The 14,936-nt window shown below is 64.5% G+C and carries 17 protein-coding genes and 1 riboswitch; of the genes, 11 read left to right on the top strand and 6 right to left on the bottom strand.

Going from position 1 to position 14,936, the window contains the following annotated elements:
• Positions 1-12: 12 nt before the first annotated feature.
• The 6 genes from I3253_RS07005 (at position 13) to I3253_RS06980 (ending at position 5,019) form a co-directional block, all read left to right on the top strand.
• Complete coding sequence (locus tag I3253_RS07005) at positions 13-495, top strand: c-type cytochrome (protein WP_197916921.1); 483 nt, start codon at positions 13-15, stop codon at positions 493-495.
• A gap of 135 nt (positions 496-630) precedes the next feature.
• Positions 631-1,068, top strand: coding sequence for a hypothetical protein (locus tag I3253_RS07000; protein ID WP_197916920.1), 438 nt, complete (start codon positions 631-633; stop codon positions 1,066-1,068).
• Between the two features lie 116 nt (positions 1,069-1,184).
• The gene (locus I3253_RS06995) at positions 1,185-1,637 is read left to right on the top strand and encodes a c-type cytochrome (protein WP_197916919.1); all 453 of its coding nucleotides are present in this window, start codon (positions 1,185-1,187) and stop codon (positions 1,635-1,637) included.
• Entirely contained in the window at positions 1,637-2,779 is a 1,143-nt protein-coding gene (locus I3253_RS06990) for an NAD-dependent epimerase/dehydratase family protein (protein WP_197916918.1), read from the top strand. The genes I3253_RS06995 and I3253_RS06990 overlap by 1 nt, the downstream gene beginning before the upstream one ends.
• A 19-nt stretch (positions 2,780-2,798) precedes the next feature.
• On the top strand, positions 2,799-3,500 hold the full coding sequence (locus I3253_RS06985) for a ferric reductase-like transmembrane domain-containing protein (RefSeq protein WP_197916917.1): 702 nt from the start codon (positions 2,799-2,801) through the stop codon (positions 3,498-3,500).
• A gap of 190 nt (positions 3,501-3,690) precedes the next feature.
• Positions 3,691-5,019: an APC family permease gene (locus I3253_RS06980; RefSeq protein ID WP_456300820.1), complete on the top strand. Its 1,329-nt coding sequence runs from the start codon at positions 3,691-3,693 to the stop codon at positions 5,017-5,019.
• Between the two features lie 153 nt (positions 5,020-5,172).
• On the opposite strand, the gene rpsU is transcribed toward I3253_RS06980, so the two are convergent.
• Entirely contained in the window at positions 5,173-5,379 is a 207-nt protein-coding gene (gene rpsU / locus I3253_RS06975; RefSeq protein ID WP_005614280.1) for a 30S ribosomal protein S21, read from the bottom strand.
• Between the two features lie 108 nt (positions 5,380-5,487).
• Here rpsU and I3253_RS06970 point away from each other — a divergent pair, with 108 nt between their 5' ends.
• The 5 genes from I3253_RS06970 (at position 5,488) to I3253_RS06950 (ending at position 10,478) form a co-directional block, all read left to right on the top strand.
• Entirely contained in the window at positions 5,488-6,180 is a 693-nt protein-coding gene (locus I3253_RS06970) for a COQ9 family protein (protein ID WP_197916916.1), read from the top strand.
• Between the two features lie 115 nt (positions 6,181-6,295).
• A riboswitch (TPP riboswitch) is annotated at positions 6,296-6,406 on the top strand.
• A gap of 34 nt (positions 6,407-6,440) precedes the next feature.
• A complete protein-coding gene (gene thiB, locus I3253_RS06965; RefSeq protein ID WP_197916915.1) occupies positions 6,441-7,418 on the top strand; it encodes a thiamine ABC transporter substrate binding subunit in 978 nt (325 codons plus the stop codon).
• Positions 7,394-8,947, top strand: a complete 1,554-nt coding sequence (locus tag I3253_RS06960) for a thiamine/thiamine pyrophosphate ABC transporter permease ThiP (protein WP_197916914.1) — start codon at positions 7,394-7,396, stop codon at positions 8,945-8,947. Before thiB ends, I3253_RS06960 begins: the two co-directional genes overlap by 25 nt.
• The gene (locus tag I3253_RS06955; RefSeq protein WP_197916913.1) at positions 8,934-9,626 is read left to right on the top strand and encodes a thiamine ABC transporter ATP-binding protein; all 693 of its coding nucleotides are present in this window, start codon (positions 8,934-8,936) and stop codon (positions 9,624-9,626) included. Before I3253_RS06960 ends, I3253_RS06955 begins: the two co-directional genes overlap by 14 nt.
• Before the next feature lie 66 nt (positions 9,627-9,692).
• A complete protein-coding gene (locus tag I3253_RS06950; RefSeq protein ID WP_197916912.1) occupies positions 9,693-10,478 on the top strand; it encodes an enoyl-CoA hydratase-related protein in 786 nt (261 codons plus the stop codon).
• A gap of 30 nt (positions 10,479-10,508) precedes the next feature.
• Here I3253_RS06950 and I3253_RS06945 read toward each other — a convergent pair whose 3' ends face one another.
• The 5 genes from I3253_RS06945 to boxB form a co-directional block, all read right to left on the bottom strand.
• On the bottom strand, positions 10,509-11,426 hold the full coding sequence (locus I3253_RS06945; protein ID WP_197916911.1) for a helix-turn-helix transcriptional regulator: 918 nt from the start codon (positions 11,424-11,426) through the stop codon (positions 10,509-10,511).
• A gap of 105 nt (positions 11,427-11,531) precedes the next feature.
• Positions 11,532-11,966: an acyl-CoA thioesterase gene (locus tag I3253_RS06940; protein WP_197916910.1), complete on the bottom strand. Its 435-nt coding sequence runs from the start codon at positions 11,964-11,966 to the stop codon at positions 11,532-11,534.
• Complete coding sequence (gene boxA, locus I3253_RS06935) at positions 11,967-13,154, bottom strand: benzoyl-CoA 2,3-epoxidase subunit BoxA (RefSeq protein ID WP_197916909.1); 1,188 nt, start codon at positions 13,152-13,154, stop codon at positions 11,967-11,969. It lies immediately after the preceding gene.
• A gap of 57 nt (positions 13,155-13,211) precedes the next feature.
• Positions 13,212-13,382 carry a hypothetical protein gene (locus tag I3253_RS06930; RefSeq protein ID WP_197916908.1) on the bottom strand — a complete coding sequence of 57 codons (171 nt, stop codon included), beginning with the start codon at positions 13,380-13,382 and terminating at the stop codon, positions 13,212-13,214.
• 53 nt (positions 13,383-13,435) lie between these two features.
• Positions 13,436-14,887 (bottom strand): benzoyl-CoA 2,3-epoxidase subunit BoxB, encoded by a 1,452-nt coding sequence (boxB, locus tag I3253_RS06925; protein WP_197916907.1) that lies wholly within the window; start codon positions 14,885-14,887, stop codon positions 13,436-13,438.
• Positions 14,888-14,936 lie beyond the last annotated feature (49 nt).

The following is a 14,936-nucleotide window of genomic DNA, read 5'->3' as shown; positions in this document are numbered from 1 at the left end:
ACGGAGGACATAATGAAAAATCTTGCAATCCTGCTTACGGCCGCAGCAACGCTTGCGATTGGCGCGCCTGTTTACGCATCCAGCCACGGTGACGCCGCGGCGCCGATCATGCCCAGAGGTCTGGTCATACCCCAGATGGATGCCGCCGCGGGACGCGAACTCTTTGCTGCAAAGGGCTGCGTCGTGTGCCACGCGGTCAATGGCGTCGGCGGTGAAGACGCACCGATGCTGGACGCGGAATTCATGGACAACCCGATGAACCCCTTTGATTTCGCCGCCCGCATGTGGGCCGGTGCCGAGGCAATGGTGTCCATGCAGCGTGAAGAACTGGGCGATGTGATCAGCCTGGAAGGGGACGAACTCGCCGCGATCATCGCCTTCGTGCATGATCCGGCGGAACAGGCCAAGTTCTCCGAAGAGGATATCCCCGAAGACATCGCGGCGCTGATGGCCCATGGGGAAGCAGAGGAAGAGGAAGGAAAGGAACATGACTGATATCCGCTGCGCCGCCGATACGGATGCCTGACATGCGTTCGGCGCGCGGATATCTGATCCGGCAGCCCCTGTCGCTGTGTGTGGGGGCCTTCGCCCCCATGCACGGCGGGAACCGGGACAGGGGATAATCCCGCAATGACCGCGATCCCCAGAAACCGCCTGTACGCGGTCATCGGCGTGGCCGTGGCCCTGACCACGGCGGCTGAACTGGCCTATCTCGTGGTCTGGGGCATGTGGCTGTTTCCGGCGGGCAGCTGGACCGGCAAGACGATCTGGACAATGACCTGCGGCATCGCCATGGGGTCCGTCATCGGCGTTGGCACCTTGCTGCTGGCCGAACCGTTGCGCGGGCATCGCGCGGCGCTCTGGCGCGCGGCGGGTGTGGTGGTTGTGGTGGGCGGCTACTGTGCTTGGCTGTGCAGCACGATCGACGCCCGGCTGGGATATTTTGGCGGTTTGGAATATACCGCCCTGTTCATCGCCGGAGGCGTCATTCCCGCCATTGTCGGGGGCGCGCTGTATGGCTGGTTCCTTTATGGCGACGGGCCGTTCGCGGATCGGCGCGCGGTTTGATGCCGGGTTAGCCCGGGTTCCGGCGTTCATCCGCCTACCTTGTAGGACCGGGGTGCAAATCAATGAAAACTAGTGCGAAGAAACCAAAAGGATCGCGAGAAGTGCAAGGAAATACCATGAAGACGTTCGCAACCGTGTTGCTCGTCATAGGCGGGCTGGCCACAACAGCCGTGGCCGCATCCGACCAAGAGCGCGACCAGCCAAGGGTCAACACGCAAATGCACGGCGCCAATGCCGGCCAGGCGGCCCCCGACCCGGACACGATCATCGTGCCAGAAACCTTCAGCGCGCCCGCCTATTTCGGCCAGATCGCGTTTGATCAGCAATGCTCGGCCTGCCATGGAAAGAACGCAGCCGGCAGCACCGGCAACGGCCCACCGCTTGTGCATCCGATCTACGAACCCGGCCACCATGGCGATACGGCGTTCCAGCGCGCCGCGCTGGGCGGTGTTCAGGCGCATCACTGGGGCTTTGGCGACATGCCGCCCGTCGAGGGGATCACCCCCGAAACCGTCACTCTGATCGCGGCCTATGTCCGTGAACTGCAACGCGCCAATGGTATCGACTGATGTCCTCCAGCGGTGATCCTGCGCCGGCAAATCCGGGGCCGGTCGTGCTGATCGGCGGGTCCGGCGATGTCGGCAGCCGGCTTGTGGCATTGCTTCTGGACCACGCCGGGACCGACATACGCGTCGTGTCGCGCCGTGGTCAGGCGCCCGATGATCGCGTCACCCCGCTGAAACTCGATATCACGGCAGCCGATGCCGCCGCCGGGCTTCCGGAGGGGGCCACCGTGGTGAACCTGACCGAAGCCACGCCACCCTCCATTGCGGCCCATGTCGTACGCACGGGCGGGCTGTTTCTGGAAACTTCGGCTTCGCCTGAATACGTGTCCGCGATAGAGCAGGCGATGGCACAGGCCGGTGGTCCGGGCACAGGGGTGGTGTGTGTCGGGGCCGCGCCCGGGCTCAGCACGCTTCTGGCCGCGGACGCCGCCAGGACCGAGGGCTGCGAAACACTCGATATCGGTATCGAGCTGGGCATGGGGCGCCACTATGGCGTGGCCGCCACGGAATGGTCAATCGGCGCACTGGGCGCGCCCTATCGGGCCGCCGACGGGAACAGCGCGACGGTGCAGCCGGGAGAGCTGAGCCAATCTTTTGCCTTTGGGCAAGGCGACCGGGCGCGGTTCGCGTTTGGCATCGGTTTTGCACATCAGGGCATCGCATCCTCCCCGGACGCCCGCGCGCCTGTCCGCGCGCACACATTTCTGGCCTTTGATCCGCCCGTCGCGACACGCCTTGTCTGGCTGCTCCTGCGGCTCGGCCTCGGGCCGGTGCTGGCGCGGAACAAGCGCGGCCTCGCGCGTAATCTGATGCGCTTGCCGTCCATGGGTCGTACCAACAGCCGGATCGCGGTCGAGGCCCGAGGGGGGGATGGCAATGTTCTGGCCTCCCGGCATTTCGCCGCCGGAGACCAGGCCGAAATCACCGCCGCGATGATCCTCGCGACCCTGCGCGCCGTTCATGAGGCGGCAACACCGCCGCGCGGGGCCACCACGATCGTGGATCACCTGACCCTGCCGGACGCAATCGAAAGCCTGCGCCATTTTCTGCCCGGCATGGAGATCGAAACCTGGTCTGGCGGCCCGCGTCGCCCGGCTGGCGCCAAGGCCGGAAAAATCACGGCACATCACCCACTGAATCACTAAAAACGGAGAAATCGGAGTCATGAGAAAAAGGCCGACGCTAACCAGACATCTTCTCGTCATCGCGATATCCGCGGGGCTGGGCTATCTGCTGTTGCTATCGCGGGCCGAATGGTCGGAAATGCACCGCTACAACCGGGCGCTGGGCGATCTTTCGATGGTGCTTGTGGCCGTGGCCATGGCGCTTGGCCCGCTTGCACGCCTGTCGTCCGCCCGGATTTTCAGGAAACTCCTGCCATATCGGCGCGAACTGGGCATCTATGCCGTTGTTGCCGCGATCGTGCATACCGTGATCATCCTGATTGGCTGGGTCGAGCTTGACTTCGCCCGCCTGTTCGGCTTCGAGTTCCATCCCCAGCTGCGGCGCTATGTGATGGTGCAGCACGGGTTTGCCCTGGCCAATGTGCTTGGGATCGCGGCGCTGGTCTATGGGCTTGTCCTTGCCGCAACATCGAACGATTTCAGCCAGAAACGGCTGGGTGCTTCGGTCTGGAAATACATCCAGCAAGGCGCCTATGTGCTGTGGTGGCTGGTGGTGCTTCACACCGCCTATTTCCTGTTCTTCCATTTCCTGGATTTCCACCGGCAAACTCCCGAACCGAATTGGGCGCAGTGGCCCTTTGTGGGGCTTGTCGGGGTCGTGCTCGTGCTGCAAGCCGCCGCCATGACAACGACATGGCGGATGCAACGCACCCGGCGATCCGGCGGCGTGCCCGCCCAATAACAGGACGCTTGTTCCAGCCTTTCGGGCCCGCCAGCGCGCGGGCCCGCAGTGCCTTTCAGCGCGACACAGCAAGACCGGGCCGCACACGTGGCGGCCCGGCAATCTGGAACATCTCTATCTTTGCCCACACGCGCCAAAATCCCCTCGGGCAGGCTTGGCGAACGCGCATAACCGAACAAGGCAGAACGACATGCAGAACATGAAGAACGACGACGACGCCTATCAGAAAGGCTCGATCACCCTTGGCGGGGCGGTCGCCATGGGCACCGGCGTGATGATCGGAGCGGGCATCTTTGCCCTGACCGGACAGGTTGCCCAGCTGGCCGGGCCGCTCTTTCCACTGGCGTTCATCGCAGGCGCGGTTGTCACCAGCTTCAGCGCCTACAGCTATATCCGGATGTCGAACAAATGGCCCTCGTCCGGCGGCATCGCGATGATCCTCCAGAAATGCTATGGCTCTGGCGCGATCGCGGCAGGGGCCGCGCTCTTGATGGCGCTCAGCATGGTGATCGCCGAAAGCCTGGTGGCGCGCACATTCGCCACCTATGTCCTGCGCCCGTTTGACATCGACGGCGGTCCGCTGGTGCCCATACTTGCGGTCGGGGTGATCGTTTTCGCGTTTCTCGTGAACATCGCCGGCAATCGCTCGGTCGGACTGTTCTCGCTGGTCATGGCTGCGATCAAGATCGGCGGCATCGCGCTGTTCGGCATTGCCGCGATCTGGTCCAGCGGCTTCAGCTTCTCCGCCGCCTCGGAAACCCCGCAAACCTATGGCCTGACCGGGTTCATCGCGTCCATGGCCTTTGCCATCCTCGCCTTCAAGGGCTTCACCACCATCACCAACAGCGGTTCCGAGATCACCCACCCGAACCGCAATGTCGGCCGGGCGATCATGCTCTCCATCGGCATCTGCGTGGCGGTCTACCTGCTGGTCGCCTTCGGCGTCGGATCCAGCCTGACCATCGATCAGATCGTTGCCGCGCGCGACTATTCCCTGGCCGAAGCGGCACAGCCCGCGCTGGGGCGAACCGGGTTTTTCCTGACCGTGATCCTCGCCGCCGTCGCCACCGCGTCGGGCGTTCTGGCCAGCGTGTTCGCAGTGTCGCGGATGCTGGCCATGCTGACCGACATGAAGATGATCCCGCACAGCCATTTCGGTATGTCCGGCCCGATCCAGCGCCACACGCTGGTCTATACGGTCGTGATCGCCTCTACACTGGCGGTGTTCTTCGATCTGGGCCGGATCGCCTCGCTGGGCGCCTTCTTCTATCTCATCATGGACATGGTGGTGCACTGGGGCGTCTTCCGCTATCGCCGCAAGGACATCGGCGCCTCCGGGATCGTATTGCTGACGGCCCTGACGTTTGACGCGGTGGTGCTGGCGGCGTTCACCGCGATGAAACTCGAAAGCGATCCCCTGATCGTGATTTACGCGGCCACAGGCATTGTCGCGGTTTTTGCCCTCGAACGCCTGTACCTGTCCCGCTGGCTGGCACCGCAGGCCGCGCACGAACACTGACGCGCCCTGCAAATTTCCGGCCCCGGAAAACGACAAACCCCCGGGGCCGGGCCACGGGGGTCGTCAATTCTTGTGTCCAAAGCTGGATCAAAGGCCAGTTTCGAATCGCGCGTGGCTTGATCCGAAATCCGCTGCCCGCCATTCGGGCCGCGCTTACAGCAAACCTTCGCGCTGGGCTTTCTTGCGCGCCAGTTTACGGGCACGACGGATCGCTTCAGCCTTCTCGCGTGCTTTTTTCTCGGACGGTTTCTCGAAATGCTGCTTGAGCTTCATTTCGCGAAAGACACCCTCACGCTGGAGCTTTTTCTTCAGGGCACGAAGCGCCTGATCGACATTGTTGTCGCGAACACTAACCTGCATGTGGTTTTCACCACCTTTCTAAGTTGGAGTTGCAAGGAATTGCAGGAACCCGGCCTATAGCAAAGCCCTTTCGCTTTGTCTAGTATGCACCCCGCAAAGGAGCCATTCATGAGTGCCACCGACACGCCCGACCCGACACAGCGTCTTGTGAACGCCGCCGAACCGCATGTGCCCTTCGATGGCTGGTCGCAGGCCACGTTCGACGCCGCCGTGGCCGAATCGGGCGTCGATCCGGTGGTGGCGCGGGCGCTGTTCCCGCGCGGCGCCGTGGATCTTGCCATTGCCTTTCACAAACAGGGCGATGCCCTGATGCTGGAACGGCTCGCCGCCGAAGACCTTTCCGAACTCAGGATCCGCGAAAAGATCACCCACGCCCTGCGCACCCGGCTGGAAATCTGCCCCGACCGCGAGATCGTGCGTCGCGGCTCCACCCTGTTTTCCCTGCCCGCCCACGCCCCCACCGGGGCCGAACTGATCTGGGGCACGGCAGACGCGATCTGGAACGCCATCGGTGACAGCTCGCGCGATGTGAACTGGTACACCAAACGCGCCACCCTGTCGGGCGTCTACAGCGCAACGCTGCTCTACTGGCTCGGCGATGACAGCGAAGGCCACGCCGCCACCTGGGCCTTTCTGGACCGGCGCATCGAAAACGTCATGCAGTTCGAAAAATTCAAGGCCCGGGTCCGCCAGCACCCGCTGGGCAAGGCGCTCACCGCGCCGCTGGCGATCCTCGACAGCATCCGCGCACCCGAAGACACCCGCGACATGCCCGGACAATGGCATACCCCGGCCAAATAGGCCCATTTCTTCATTTTGCCCGAAATACTCCGGGGGAATCGCGCGCCCCGGCGCGCGATGGGGGCAGCGCCCCCACCGATTCCGCTTGCCACACACCGCCCGCCCACCTAAAACCCGCCCTACCTCGGGGTGCCCTGCCGGTCCGGCAAGGCTGAGATGCGATGTTCGCGAACCCGTTGAACCTGAACCGGTTAAGACCGGCGGAGGGAAGGTACGGACATGGCTCCGACTTGCTCCGCCCGTCGCAAATGGAGGATGCCATGAAGTATCTGAGTATTGCCACGGGATTGTTTGCCGCCACGACTGCGCTGGCCGACACTCCAGAACTGACCATCTACACCTATGACAGCTTTGTCTCCGACTGGGGCCCCGGCCCGGCGGTGGAAAAAGCCTTCGAGGAAACCTGCGCCTGCGACGTGAAATTCGTCGGCGCGGGCGACGGCGCGGCGCTGCTGGCCCGCATCAGGCTCGAAGGTGAACGCAGCCAGGCCGACATCGTGCTGGGTCTCGATACGAACCTGACGGCGGCGGCACGCGATACCGGGCTGTTCGCCGAACATTCCGTGTCGGCGGACTATGCCTTTCCTTTGGGCTGGAACGACCCGCAATTCGTGCCCTTTGACTGGGGCGTCTTTGCCTTCGTGAAAAATGCCGATCTCGACGCGCCCACCAATTTCCGCGATCTGGGCGCCTCCGATCTCAGGATTGTCATCCAGGATCCCCGCTCCTCCACGCCCGGCCTCGGCCTGCTGATGTGGATCAAGACCGCCTATGGCGACCAGGCCCCGGAAATCTGGGAGGCGCTGGCCGACAATATCGTCACCGTGACCAAGGGCTGGTCGGAATCCTATGGCCTGTTCCTGGAAGGCGAGGCCGACATGGTGCTCTCCTACACCACCTCCCCGGCCTATCACCTGATCGCCGAGCAAGACGCCTCCAAGGACGCGGTGAAATTCAGCGAAGGCCACTACATGCAGATCGAGGTGGCCGGGAAACTGAAAACCTCCGACCACCCCGAACTCGCGGATCGGTTCCTGGACTTCATGGTCTCCGACAGGTTCCAGTCGATCATCCCCACCACCAACTGGATGTACCCGGCCGTCACCCCGGCCTCGGGCCTTCCCAAGGGCTTTGAAACCCTCGTGGTGCCCGACAAGGGCCTGCTTGTGGCGCCGGACAAGGTTCAGGCGCTGCGCGAAGAGGCGCTGTCGGAATGGCTGAGCGCGCTGTCGCGATAAATCGCTGGCCCGGCGCGGTCGCGGCGGCGCTGGTTGCCGCGCTCGTGCTGGGCACGCTGCTGGCCGTGGTCCTTCGGGCCGAGGCCGGACGCGGGCTGGGCCCGGCGGAATGGGCCGCCATCCGCTTTACCCTGGTGCAGGCCGTGCTGTCGGCCGTGATCAGCGTGGCGCTGGCGATCCCCGTGGCGCGCGCGCTGGCGCGGCGGCGCTTTGCCGGGCGCGGCCTGCTGATCACCCTTCTGGGCGCGCCCTTCATCCTGCCGGTGATCGTGGCCGTCATGGGGCTGATCGCCGTGTTTGGGCGGTCCGGGCTTGTCAATGTTGCCCTGCGCTGGGCCGGGCTGGCGGAAATCAGCATCTACGGTCTGCACGGGGTGGTGCTGGCGCATGTGTTCTTCAACCTGCCGCTGGCCACCCGGCTGATCCTGCAAGGCTGGCAGGACATCCCCGCCGAACGCTTCCGCCTTGCCGCGCAGCTGGGCTTTGGCCCGCGCGACATCTTTCGCACGCTGGAACGGCCCATGCTGGCCCGCGTGCTCCCCGGCGCGGGGGCGGTGATCTTTGCCATCTGCCTGTCCAGCTTTGCCGTCGCGCTTACCCTGGGAGGCGGGCCACGGGCCACCACCGTAGAACTTGCCATCTATCAGGCGTTCCGCTTCGATTTCGATCTGGGGCGCGCGGCGCTGCTGGCCAGTGTGCAGATCGCGCTTGTGGGCATGGCGGCGCTGATCGCGCTGCGCTTGTCGCGCCGCGACACGTTTGGCGCGGGGCTGGACCGCCCTGCGCGCCGCTGGGACGCCCAAACCGCCACGCTGCGCGTCACCGACACGCTTTGGATCGCGCTGGCCGCGCTGTTTCTCATTCTGCCAATCGCGCTGGTGCTGGCCGACGGGCTGCCCGGTCTGGCCCGGTTGCCTTCCGCCGTCTGGCGCGCAGCCGGGGTCTCGCTTCTGGTGGCCCTTGGCTCGACCGGCCTCATGCTGGCCCTGGCCCTGCCCATGGCTGTCGCCGCCGCCACCGGGCGCGGATGGCTGGAGGCGATTGGCCTGCTGGGCATCGCCGCGTCGCCGCTGGTGATCGGCACCGGACTGTTCATCGTGATCTATCCGGTCGCCGATCCCGTCGCGCTGGCCTTGCCCGTGACCGGCGTGGTCAACGCGATCATGGCGCTGCCCTTTGCCCTGCGCATCCTTGTGCCCGCCACCCGCGACGTGGTTCAGGGCTACGGGCGGCTCAGCGCGTCGCTGGGCCTGACCGGGCTGCTCTGGCTGCGCCTTGTGCTGCTGCCCCGCATCCGCCGCAGCCTTGGCTTTGCCTGCGGGCTCACGGCGGCGATGTCGATGGGCGACCTTGGGGTGATCGCGCTGTTTGCCGATCCCGAAACCGCCACCCTGCCGCTACAGATGTACCGCCTCATGGGCGCCTACCGGATCGAGGCGGCCGCCGGCGCGGCGGTGCTGCTTCTGACACTCAGCTTCGGCCTGTTCTGGCTGATGGACAAGGGAGGGCGCGGTTTTGCTGACGCTTGACAACCTGCGCATCGACCAGGGCGATTTTCACCTGGCCGCCAACCTGACGGTCCCGACCGGCGCGCGCGTCGCGGTGATCGGGCCATCCGGGGCGGGCAAGTCCACGCTTTTGTCGGTGATTGCCGGGTTTTTCGATCCCTCGGGAGGGCGCGTTTTGTGGAACGGCGCCGACATCACCGACGCCGCGCCGGGCGCGCGCCCCGTGGCGATGCTGTTTCAGGACAACAACCTGTTCCCGCACCTGACGGTGACACAGAATGTCGGCCTGGGCCTGCGCCCCGATCTGCGGCTTGACGCCGGCGACACCCGCCATGTCGCTCGGGCGCTCGACCGGGTTGGCCTGACGGGCATGGGCGCACGCAGGCCCGCCGCGCTGTCGGGGGGGCAGCAAAGCCGCGTCGCGCTGGCCCGCGTGCTGGTACAGGATCGCCCGCTGGTCCTGCTGGACGAACCCTTTGCCGCGCTTGGCCCGGCGCTGAAGCGCGAGATGCTGGATCTGGTGGCGGCGCTTCTGGAGGGGTCCGGCGCCACGCTGCTGATGGTCAGCCACGATCCCGCCGATGCCCGCCGCATCGCCCCGCACACCGTGCTGGTCGCCCGGGGGCAGGCCCTGCCGCCACAGGACACCGCCACGCTTCTGGACAACCCGCCCCCGGCGCTGCGTGCCTATCTTGGCTGAGCGGCGCGCCATTTTGGCTTTGTGCCTCCGCCAATCTGCGCTATCGCGTAGACAAGAGGAGCCGACATGACCGAACCCGTATTGATCCGCGTCGCCGATGGTGTCGCCACGCTCACGCTCAACCGGCCCGACCGGCTGAACGCCATCACCCGCGACCTGCTGCTGGCGCTGCGCGGCGCATTCGAAACCGTCGCCACCGACGACGCGGTCCGCGTGATCTGCCTCACCGGGGCCGGGCGCGGCTTTTGTGCCGGGCAGGATCTGGGCGAGCGCGATCCGCGCGGGCGCACCGAGCCCTTTGATGTCGAGGCGATCCAGATCGAACTGTTCCACCCGATCGTGCGCGCCATCGCCAATACACCCAAACCCGTGGTCGCCAGCGTCAATGGCGTTGCCGCCGGGGCAGGGGCCTCGTTTGCGCTGGCCTGCGATATCGTGGTCGCCGCGCAATCGGCAAAGTTCATCCAGTCCTTTTCCAGGGTCGGGCTGTCGGTGGATGCCGGCGGTGGTCTGGCGCTGGTGAACAGCCTCGGTCTGCCGCGCGCCAAGGCGGCGCTGATGCTGGGCGAGGCGATCCCGGCGGACGAGGCCGCCGCGATGGGCATGATCTGGAAGGCCGTGCCGGACCCGGCGCTGCGCGACGAAACGGCGGCGCTTTGCGCCAGGCTGGCCGCCACGCCGCGCACCGCGCTGGCCTGTATCAAGCAGGCGATGACCGCCGTTGCCACGGCAACCGATCTGGATGACTATCTGAAACAGGAGGCCGCCTTGCAGGGCATCGCCGGGTCGCACCCCGACTATGCCGAAGGGGTGCTGTCCTTTCTGGAAAAGCGCAAGCCGGTCTTCGAGTAGCGGTAAACCCCCGGCAGCGCCCGGCCCGACCTATCCCAAAAAACCTTCGCTTTCGATCAGCGCCACCAGCGCCTGCGTCGATTGCTGCAACGTGTTGCCAGTGGTGTCCAGCCGCGCATCGGCCCGGTCATACAGCGGCTCGCGGCTGCTCAGCAGGGCGCGCAGCTGTTCCATCGCCTCGGGATTGCCCGCCATCGGCCGGTCATCGCCCTGCGCCTGTACCCGCCCCATATGCTCTTCCGGGCTGGCCTTGAGCCAGACCGTGTGGAAATGGCTGAGCAGCGCGTTATACGTCATCGGTTCGGCCACGATGCCGCCCGCAACCGCCAGGATCACGCTGTCATGGGTGGCGATCACCCGCTGCAACGCCTGCGACTCCAGCTTGCGATACCCTTCCTGCCCATACAGTGCCATCACCTCGGAAACCGGCATCCCGCTGTGATCCTCGATCTCGCGGTTCAGTTCCAGGAACGGCAGGTCCAGCGCTTCGCCCGTCATTCGCCCCAGCGTGGATTTTCCCGCCCCGCGCAGCCCCAGCAGGCAGATACGCTGTGCCTTTTGCTGGCCCGGCCCGGAACTGCTCAGCAGCGCCATAACCGCCTGTTGCGTGGCCTTGTCGGCGGTCTGGAACTGGCTCGCCATCTTCACCACCTCGGATGTCCACGGGTCTTCCTCGCCCACGAACCACTCGATCCGGTGATCCAGCGCGATCGCCACCCGTTCCAACAGTCCGATGGAGATATTCCCGGCCCCGGCCTCCAGCTGCGCCAGATAGCGCGGGCTGACGCCGGACCGCTCTGACAGAACCCGGCGCGGAATGCCCTTGCGCTCGCGCGCCTTGCGCACCCGGTCGCCCACCCGCAGGATCAGCTGTTGCACCGCCCGGTCGATCGACGACATCTGTTCCACCGGCTGGGTGTCGCCCCTGAAATTGGTGATCTCCGCCATCGTCCCGCGCTCGTGCCCTGAAGGGTGTAAGATAGTGCAAAAATTAGCGCGGAAATGCCGGGCAATCAATCAAATTGGGCGCAGATCAGGGGCAAAGCTGCAATATCATGCGTTTTTCGCCACCAAAAAAGGCGTCACGATCTCCCGGATGTCGCCTGGCACGGCCTGTTTCCGAAACTGGTCCGCCACAATGAACACACAAACAAATTCACCGGAGAAACACAAGACACCGTCCTGCCGGCCCAGCACCCGGAACCGGATCGAGCTTTCGCCAAGCGCGATCGGATCCACCTGGCACTTCAGCCGGTGGCGCGGTGTGATCGGGCTGTGAAAATCCAGGCTCATATGCACAAAGGGCGTGCCGACATTGCGGTCAAGCTCCATCTGGAACCAGCCGTCGCCGCCCAGATGCGCCTCCCACCAGGCGTTGATCGCATCCAGCGCGAACCACGGGATGCGCGCGGTATAGACGATTTTCGCGGGATCACAGTCGCCCCATGTCACGCGGATCTCATGGGTGAACGCCGGTGCCGCGCCCATTCAATAGGTCTCCACGTGATACCGGCCTTCTTCGCGCATCGTGTCCCGCAACGCCGCCCAGGGCGTGCCGATGCTTTCGGCGATATTGGTCAGGGTCTTTTCCACCCCTTCCTCCATGCCGCGCAGCCCGCAGATGTAAATGTGGGTCCTGGGATCGGCCAACAATGCGGCCACCGCCTCTTCCTCGGCCATCATCCGGTCCTGCACGTATTCCTTTGGCTGATCCGGCAGGCGCGAAAACACCATATGGGTTTTCAAAAGCGTTTCCGGCAGCTTCTTGAGCGGGCCGAAATACGGCAGTTCCTCGGGCGAGCGCGCGCCAAAGAACATGGTCATGCCGCCCGATCTGTTGCCCACCGTGCGCGCCCTGCGCTGGGTAAAGGCCCGCATCGGCGCCGATCCGGTGCCGGTGCAGATCATCAGCAGCCGCGCCTCGGGATCATCCGGCATCAGGAAGGTCGCGCCAAACGGCCCTGTCACCTGCACCCTGTCGCCCGCCTTCAGATCGCAGATGAAATTCGAAGCAACGCCATGCGCCTCGCGCTTTACGGTCAGCGAGACATTGCCATAATTCGGCCGCTCGCCGTCGCGCGGGCTGGATACGGAATACAGGCGCGGCAGGTGCGGCTTGCCGGTCGCATCCGTTCCGGGGGGGATAATGCCGATGGTCTGGCCCTCCAGCACCGGAAAGGCCTGCCCGTCGACATTCAGGATCACCAGCCGGATATCGGTTCCGGCATCGCGCGCCGTCAGCCGGAAATTGCCCTGCACCGTCGCCGTCGCCGGCCTGGCGATGGTATACAGGTTGATGCTGGGCCGCGCCGCGCTGGCCGGCGCGCGCGCCTTGCCGCCCGCGCCCTTGTGGGCATCCTCCAGCAACGCGGCAATCGCCGGGTCCAGCGCCTCGGCCTCGTCGGTGTCACCGCCGCCGATCTCGGCCTGTTCGGGCAGTTCGTCCCAGCCATATTGCGCTTCCAGCGAATAGGCCGTGTCCACCACCCGCCATTCGTCGATCGACCCGGTGGGACAGACCGGAATGCAATCCATGCAGAATTCACAAATGTCGGGATCGACAACGACATTGGTGTCGTCATGCTGGATCGCACCGACGGGACAGGTCATCTCGCAGGTGTAACAGCGAATGCAGATTTCCGGGTCGATCAGGTGTTGTTTTATCGGCTGGGTCACGAAAGGGCGCTCCAGGTCAAAGGTCTGTCAGAGTGTGGGGCAGGGCGCAGAGCGGTGTCAGCCGTCCTTTGCCTTCAGAACCATGTCGGGCAGCATCAGAACGTCAATCAGCTCCTGGCACAGGCCCTTGCATTCGGTACAATCCACACAGCGCAGCGGCGTTTCCATCAGCTTGCGGCCAATGGCCTGGACGCGCGGGGCATGTCCGATATTGCGATCGATTCTCATGTCTTCACCCTACACGGTTTCGCCGGACAGGTCATCCCCGTCCGGCGCCGGTTTTATGCCATATGCAACTTTACATATTCAAAGTCGCCCGGCTTGTTGTCGATCCCCACCTTGGGCGGCGCGATCCAGCGGGCATACTGGCCCGGCTCCAGGCAGGGTTTCATCAACGACTGGATGAAATCGCCATCCGCATGGGTCGGCAGCCAGCCCGGCAGGCCCGCATCATAGTCCGCACCCGTTACGATCTGGCCCTCGGGATCGAAATTGTGGCCCGAGAAAACGCCGATCTTGCGGTGGAACGCCTCGTGCGGCAGCTTCAGCTCGAAATCAATCCCCGCCTTGGCAATGATCTTGTTCCAGCGGCCCACACCGCCCGCCGCGTCACGGGTATAATCGTCGCGCAGGCGCATGTTGATCGCCGTCAGCGCGGGCACTTCGCGCTGTACCGCCTTGCCGTCCACCATGTCCCACACGACATAGGTGTCGCTCTGCAACATGTGGTCGTCATCGATCCTGTTCTCCTGATACCGCCCCTTGATGCCCGCGTTGAACGCGTTGGCGGCGTTGGTCGAAACCTCCTGTCCGAACAGGTCCAGGCTAAGCGTGTAATGCAGGTTCAGCTTCTTCTGGATCAGCGGCAGGTCGATCACCCCCAGACCGCGAATGCGGTCGGTGTCGTAGGGGTCGGTGATGCCATGCTCGTTCATCACCTGGCAGGTGCGCTCGATCGTGCGGCCCACTCCGGTTTCACCCACGAACATGTGGTGCGCCTCTTCGGTCAGCATGAAACGGCAGGTGCGGCTTAGCGGGTCAAAACCCGATTGTGCCAGCGATTCCAGCTGCATCTTGCCGTCCCGGTCGGTGAAATAGGTGAACATGAAGAACGACAGCCAGTCCGGCGTTTCCTCGTTGAACGCGCCCAGCATCCGCGGTGCCTCTTCACTGCCCGACGAGCGGCGCAGCATGTCATCCGCCTCTTCGCGCCCGTCGCGGCCAAAGTATTTCTGAAGCAGGTAAACCATCGCCCACAGGTGACGGCCCTCTTCGACATTCACCTGGAACAGGTTGCGCATGTCATACAACGACGGCGCGGTCAGACCCAGGAAACGCTGCTGTTCCACCGATCCCGGCTCGGTGTCGCCCTGGATCACGATCAGGCGCTTCATCAGGTTGCGGTATTCGCCGGGAACTTCCTGCCAGGCAGGCTGGCCCCTATGCTCGCCACAGGGAATGGTGCGGCCTTCGACCTCGGGTGCCAGCAGCACGCCCCAGCGGTATTCCGGCATCTTCACATAGTCGAACTTGGCCCATCCCTTGGGATCCACGCTCACGGCGGTGCGCAGATAGACCATCGATTTCTGGAACTGCTGCGGGATCAGGTCGTTCCACCAGTTGATATAGCCGGGATGCCATTTCTCCAGCGCCTTCAATACCTTCTTGTCCGACGACAGCCCAACGTTGTTGGGAATCTGGGTGTCGTAGCTTACATTGATCAAATCAAGCATTTGGGGTCTCCTCATTGGGATGGTGCGCCCCCGGGCACACCCTACAGGC

Source organism: Thiosulfatihalobacter marinus (assembly GCF_016019955.1).
In the GTDB taxonomy this organism is placed as follows: Bacteria; Pseudomonadota; Alphaproteobacteria; order Rhodobacterales; family Rhodobacteraceae; genus Shimia; species Shimia marinus_A.
This window is presented reverse-complemented; position numbering and strand designations above follow the sequence as displayed.

Excerpts from the sequence above, each read along its gene's own strand:
- I3253_RS07005 (WP_197916921.1), top strand. The coding sequence starts at position 13 with ATGAAAAATCTTGCAATCCTGCTTACGGCCGCAGCAACGCTTGCGATT.
- I3253_RS07000 (WP_197916920.1), top strand. The coding sequence starts at position 631 with ATGACCGCGATCCCCAGAAACCGCCTGTACGCGGTCATCGGCGTGGCC.
- I3253_RS06995 (WP_197916919.1), top strand. The coding sequence starts at position 1,185 with ATGAAGACGTTCGCAACCGTGTTGCTCGTCATAGGCGGGCTGGCCACA.
- I3253_RS06990 (WP_197916918.1), top strand. The coding sequence starts at position 1,637 with ATGTCCTCCAGCGGTGATCCTGCGCCGGCAAATCCGGGGCCGGTCGTG.
- I3253_RS06985 (WP_197916917.1), top strand. The coding sequence starts at position 2,799 with ATGAGAAAAAGGCCGACGCTAACCAGACATCTTCTCGTCATCGCGATA.
- I3253_RS06980 (WP_456300820.1), top strand. The coding sequence starts at position 3,691 with ATGCAGAACATGAAGAACGACGACGACGCCTATCAGAAAGGCTCGATC.
- rpsU (WP_005614280.1), bottom strand. The coding sequence starts at position 5,379 with ATGCAGGTTAGTGTTCGCGACAACAATGTCGATCAGGCGCTTCGTGCC.
- I3253_RS06970 (WP_197916916.1), top strand. The coding sequence starts at position 5,488 with ATGAGTGCCACCGACACGCCCGACCCGACACAGCGTCTTGTGAACGCC.
- thiB (WP_197916915.1), top strand. The coding sequence starts at position 6,441 with ATGAAGTATCTGAGTATTGCCACGGGATTGTTTGCCGCCACGACTGCG.
- I3253_RS06960 (WP_197916914.1), top strand. The coding sequence starts at position 7,394 with ATGGCTGAGCGCGCTGTCGCGATAAATCGCTGGCCCGGCGCGGTCGCG.
- I3253_RS06950 (WP_197916912.1), top strand. The coding sequence starts at position 9,693 with ATGACCGAACCCGTATTGATCCGCGTCGCCGATGGTGTCGCCACGCTC.
- I3253_RS06945 (WP_197916911.1), bottom strand. The coding sequence starts at position 11,426 with ATGGCGGAGATCACCAATTTCAGGGGCGACACCCAGCCGGTGGAACAG.
- I3253_RS06940 (WP_197916910.1), bottom strand. The coding sequence starts at position 11,966 with ATGGGCGCGGCACCGGCGTTCACCCATGAGATCCGCGTGACATGGGGC.
- I3253_RS06930 (WP_197916908.1), bottom strand. The coding sequence starts at position 13,382 with ATGAGAATCGATCGCAATATCGGACATGCCCCGCGCGTCCAGGCCATT.
- boxB (WP_197916907.1), bottom strand. The coding sequence starts at position 14,887 with ATGCTTGATTTGATCAATGTAAGCTACGACACCCAGATTCCCAACAAC.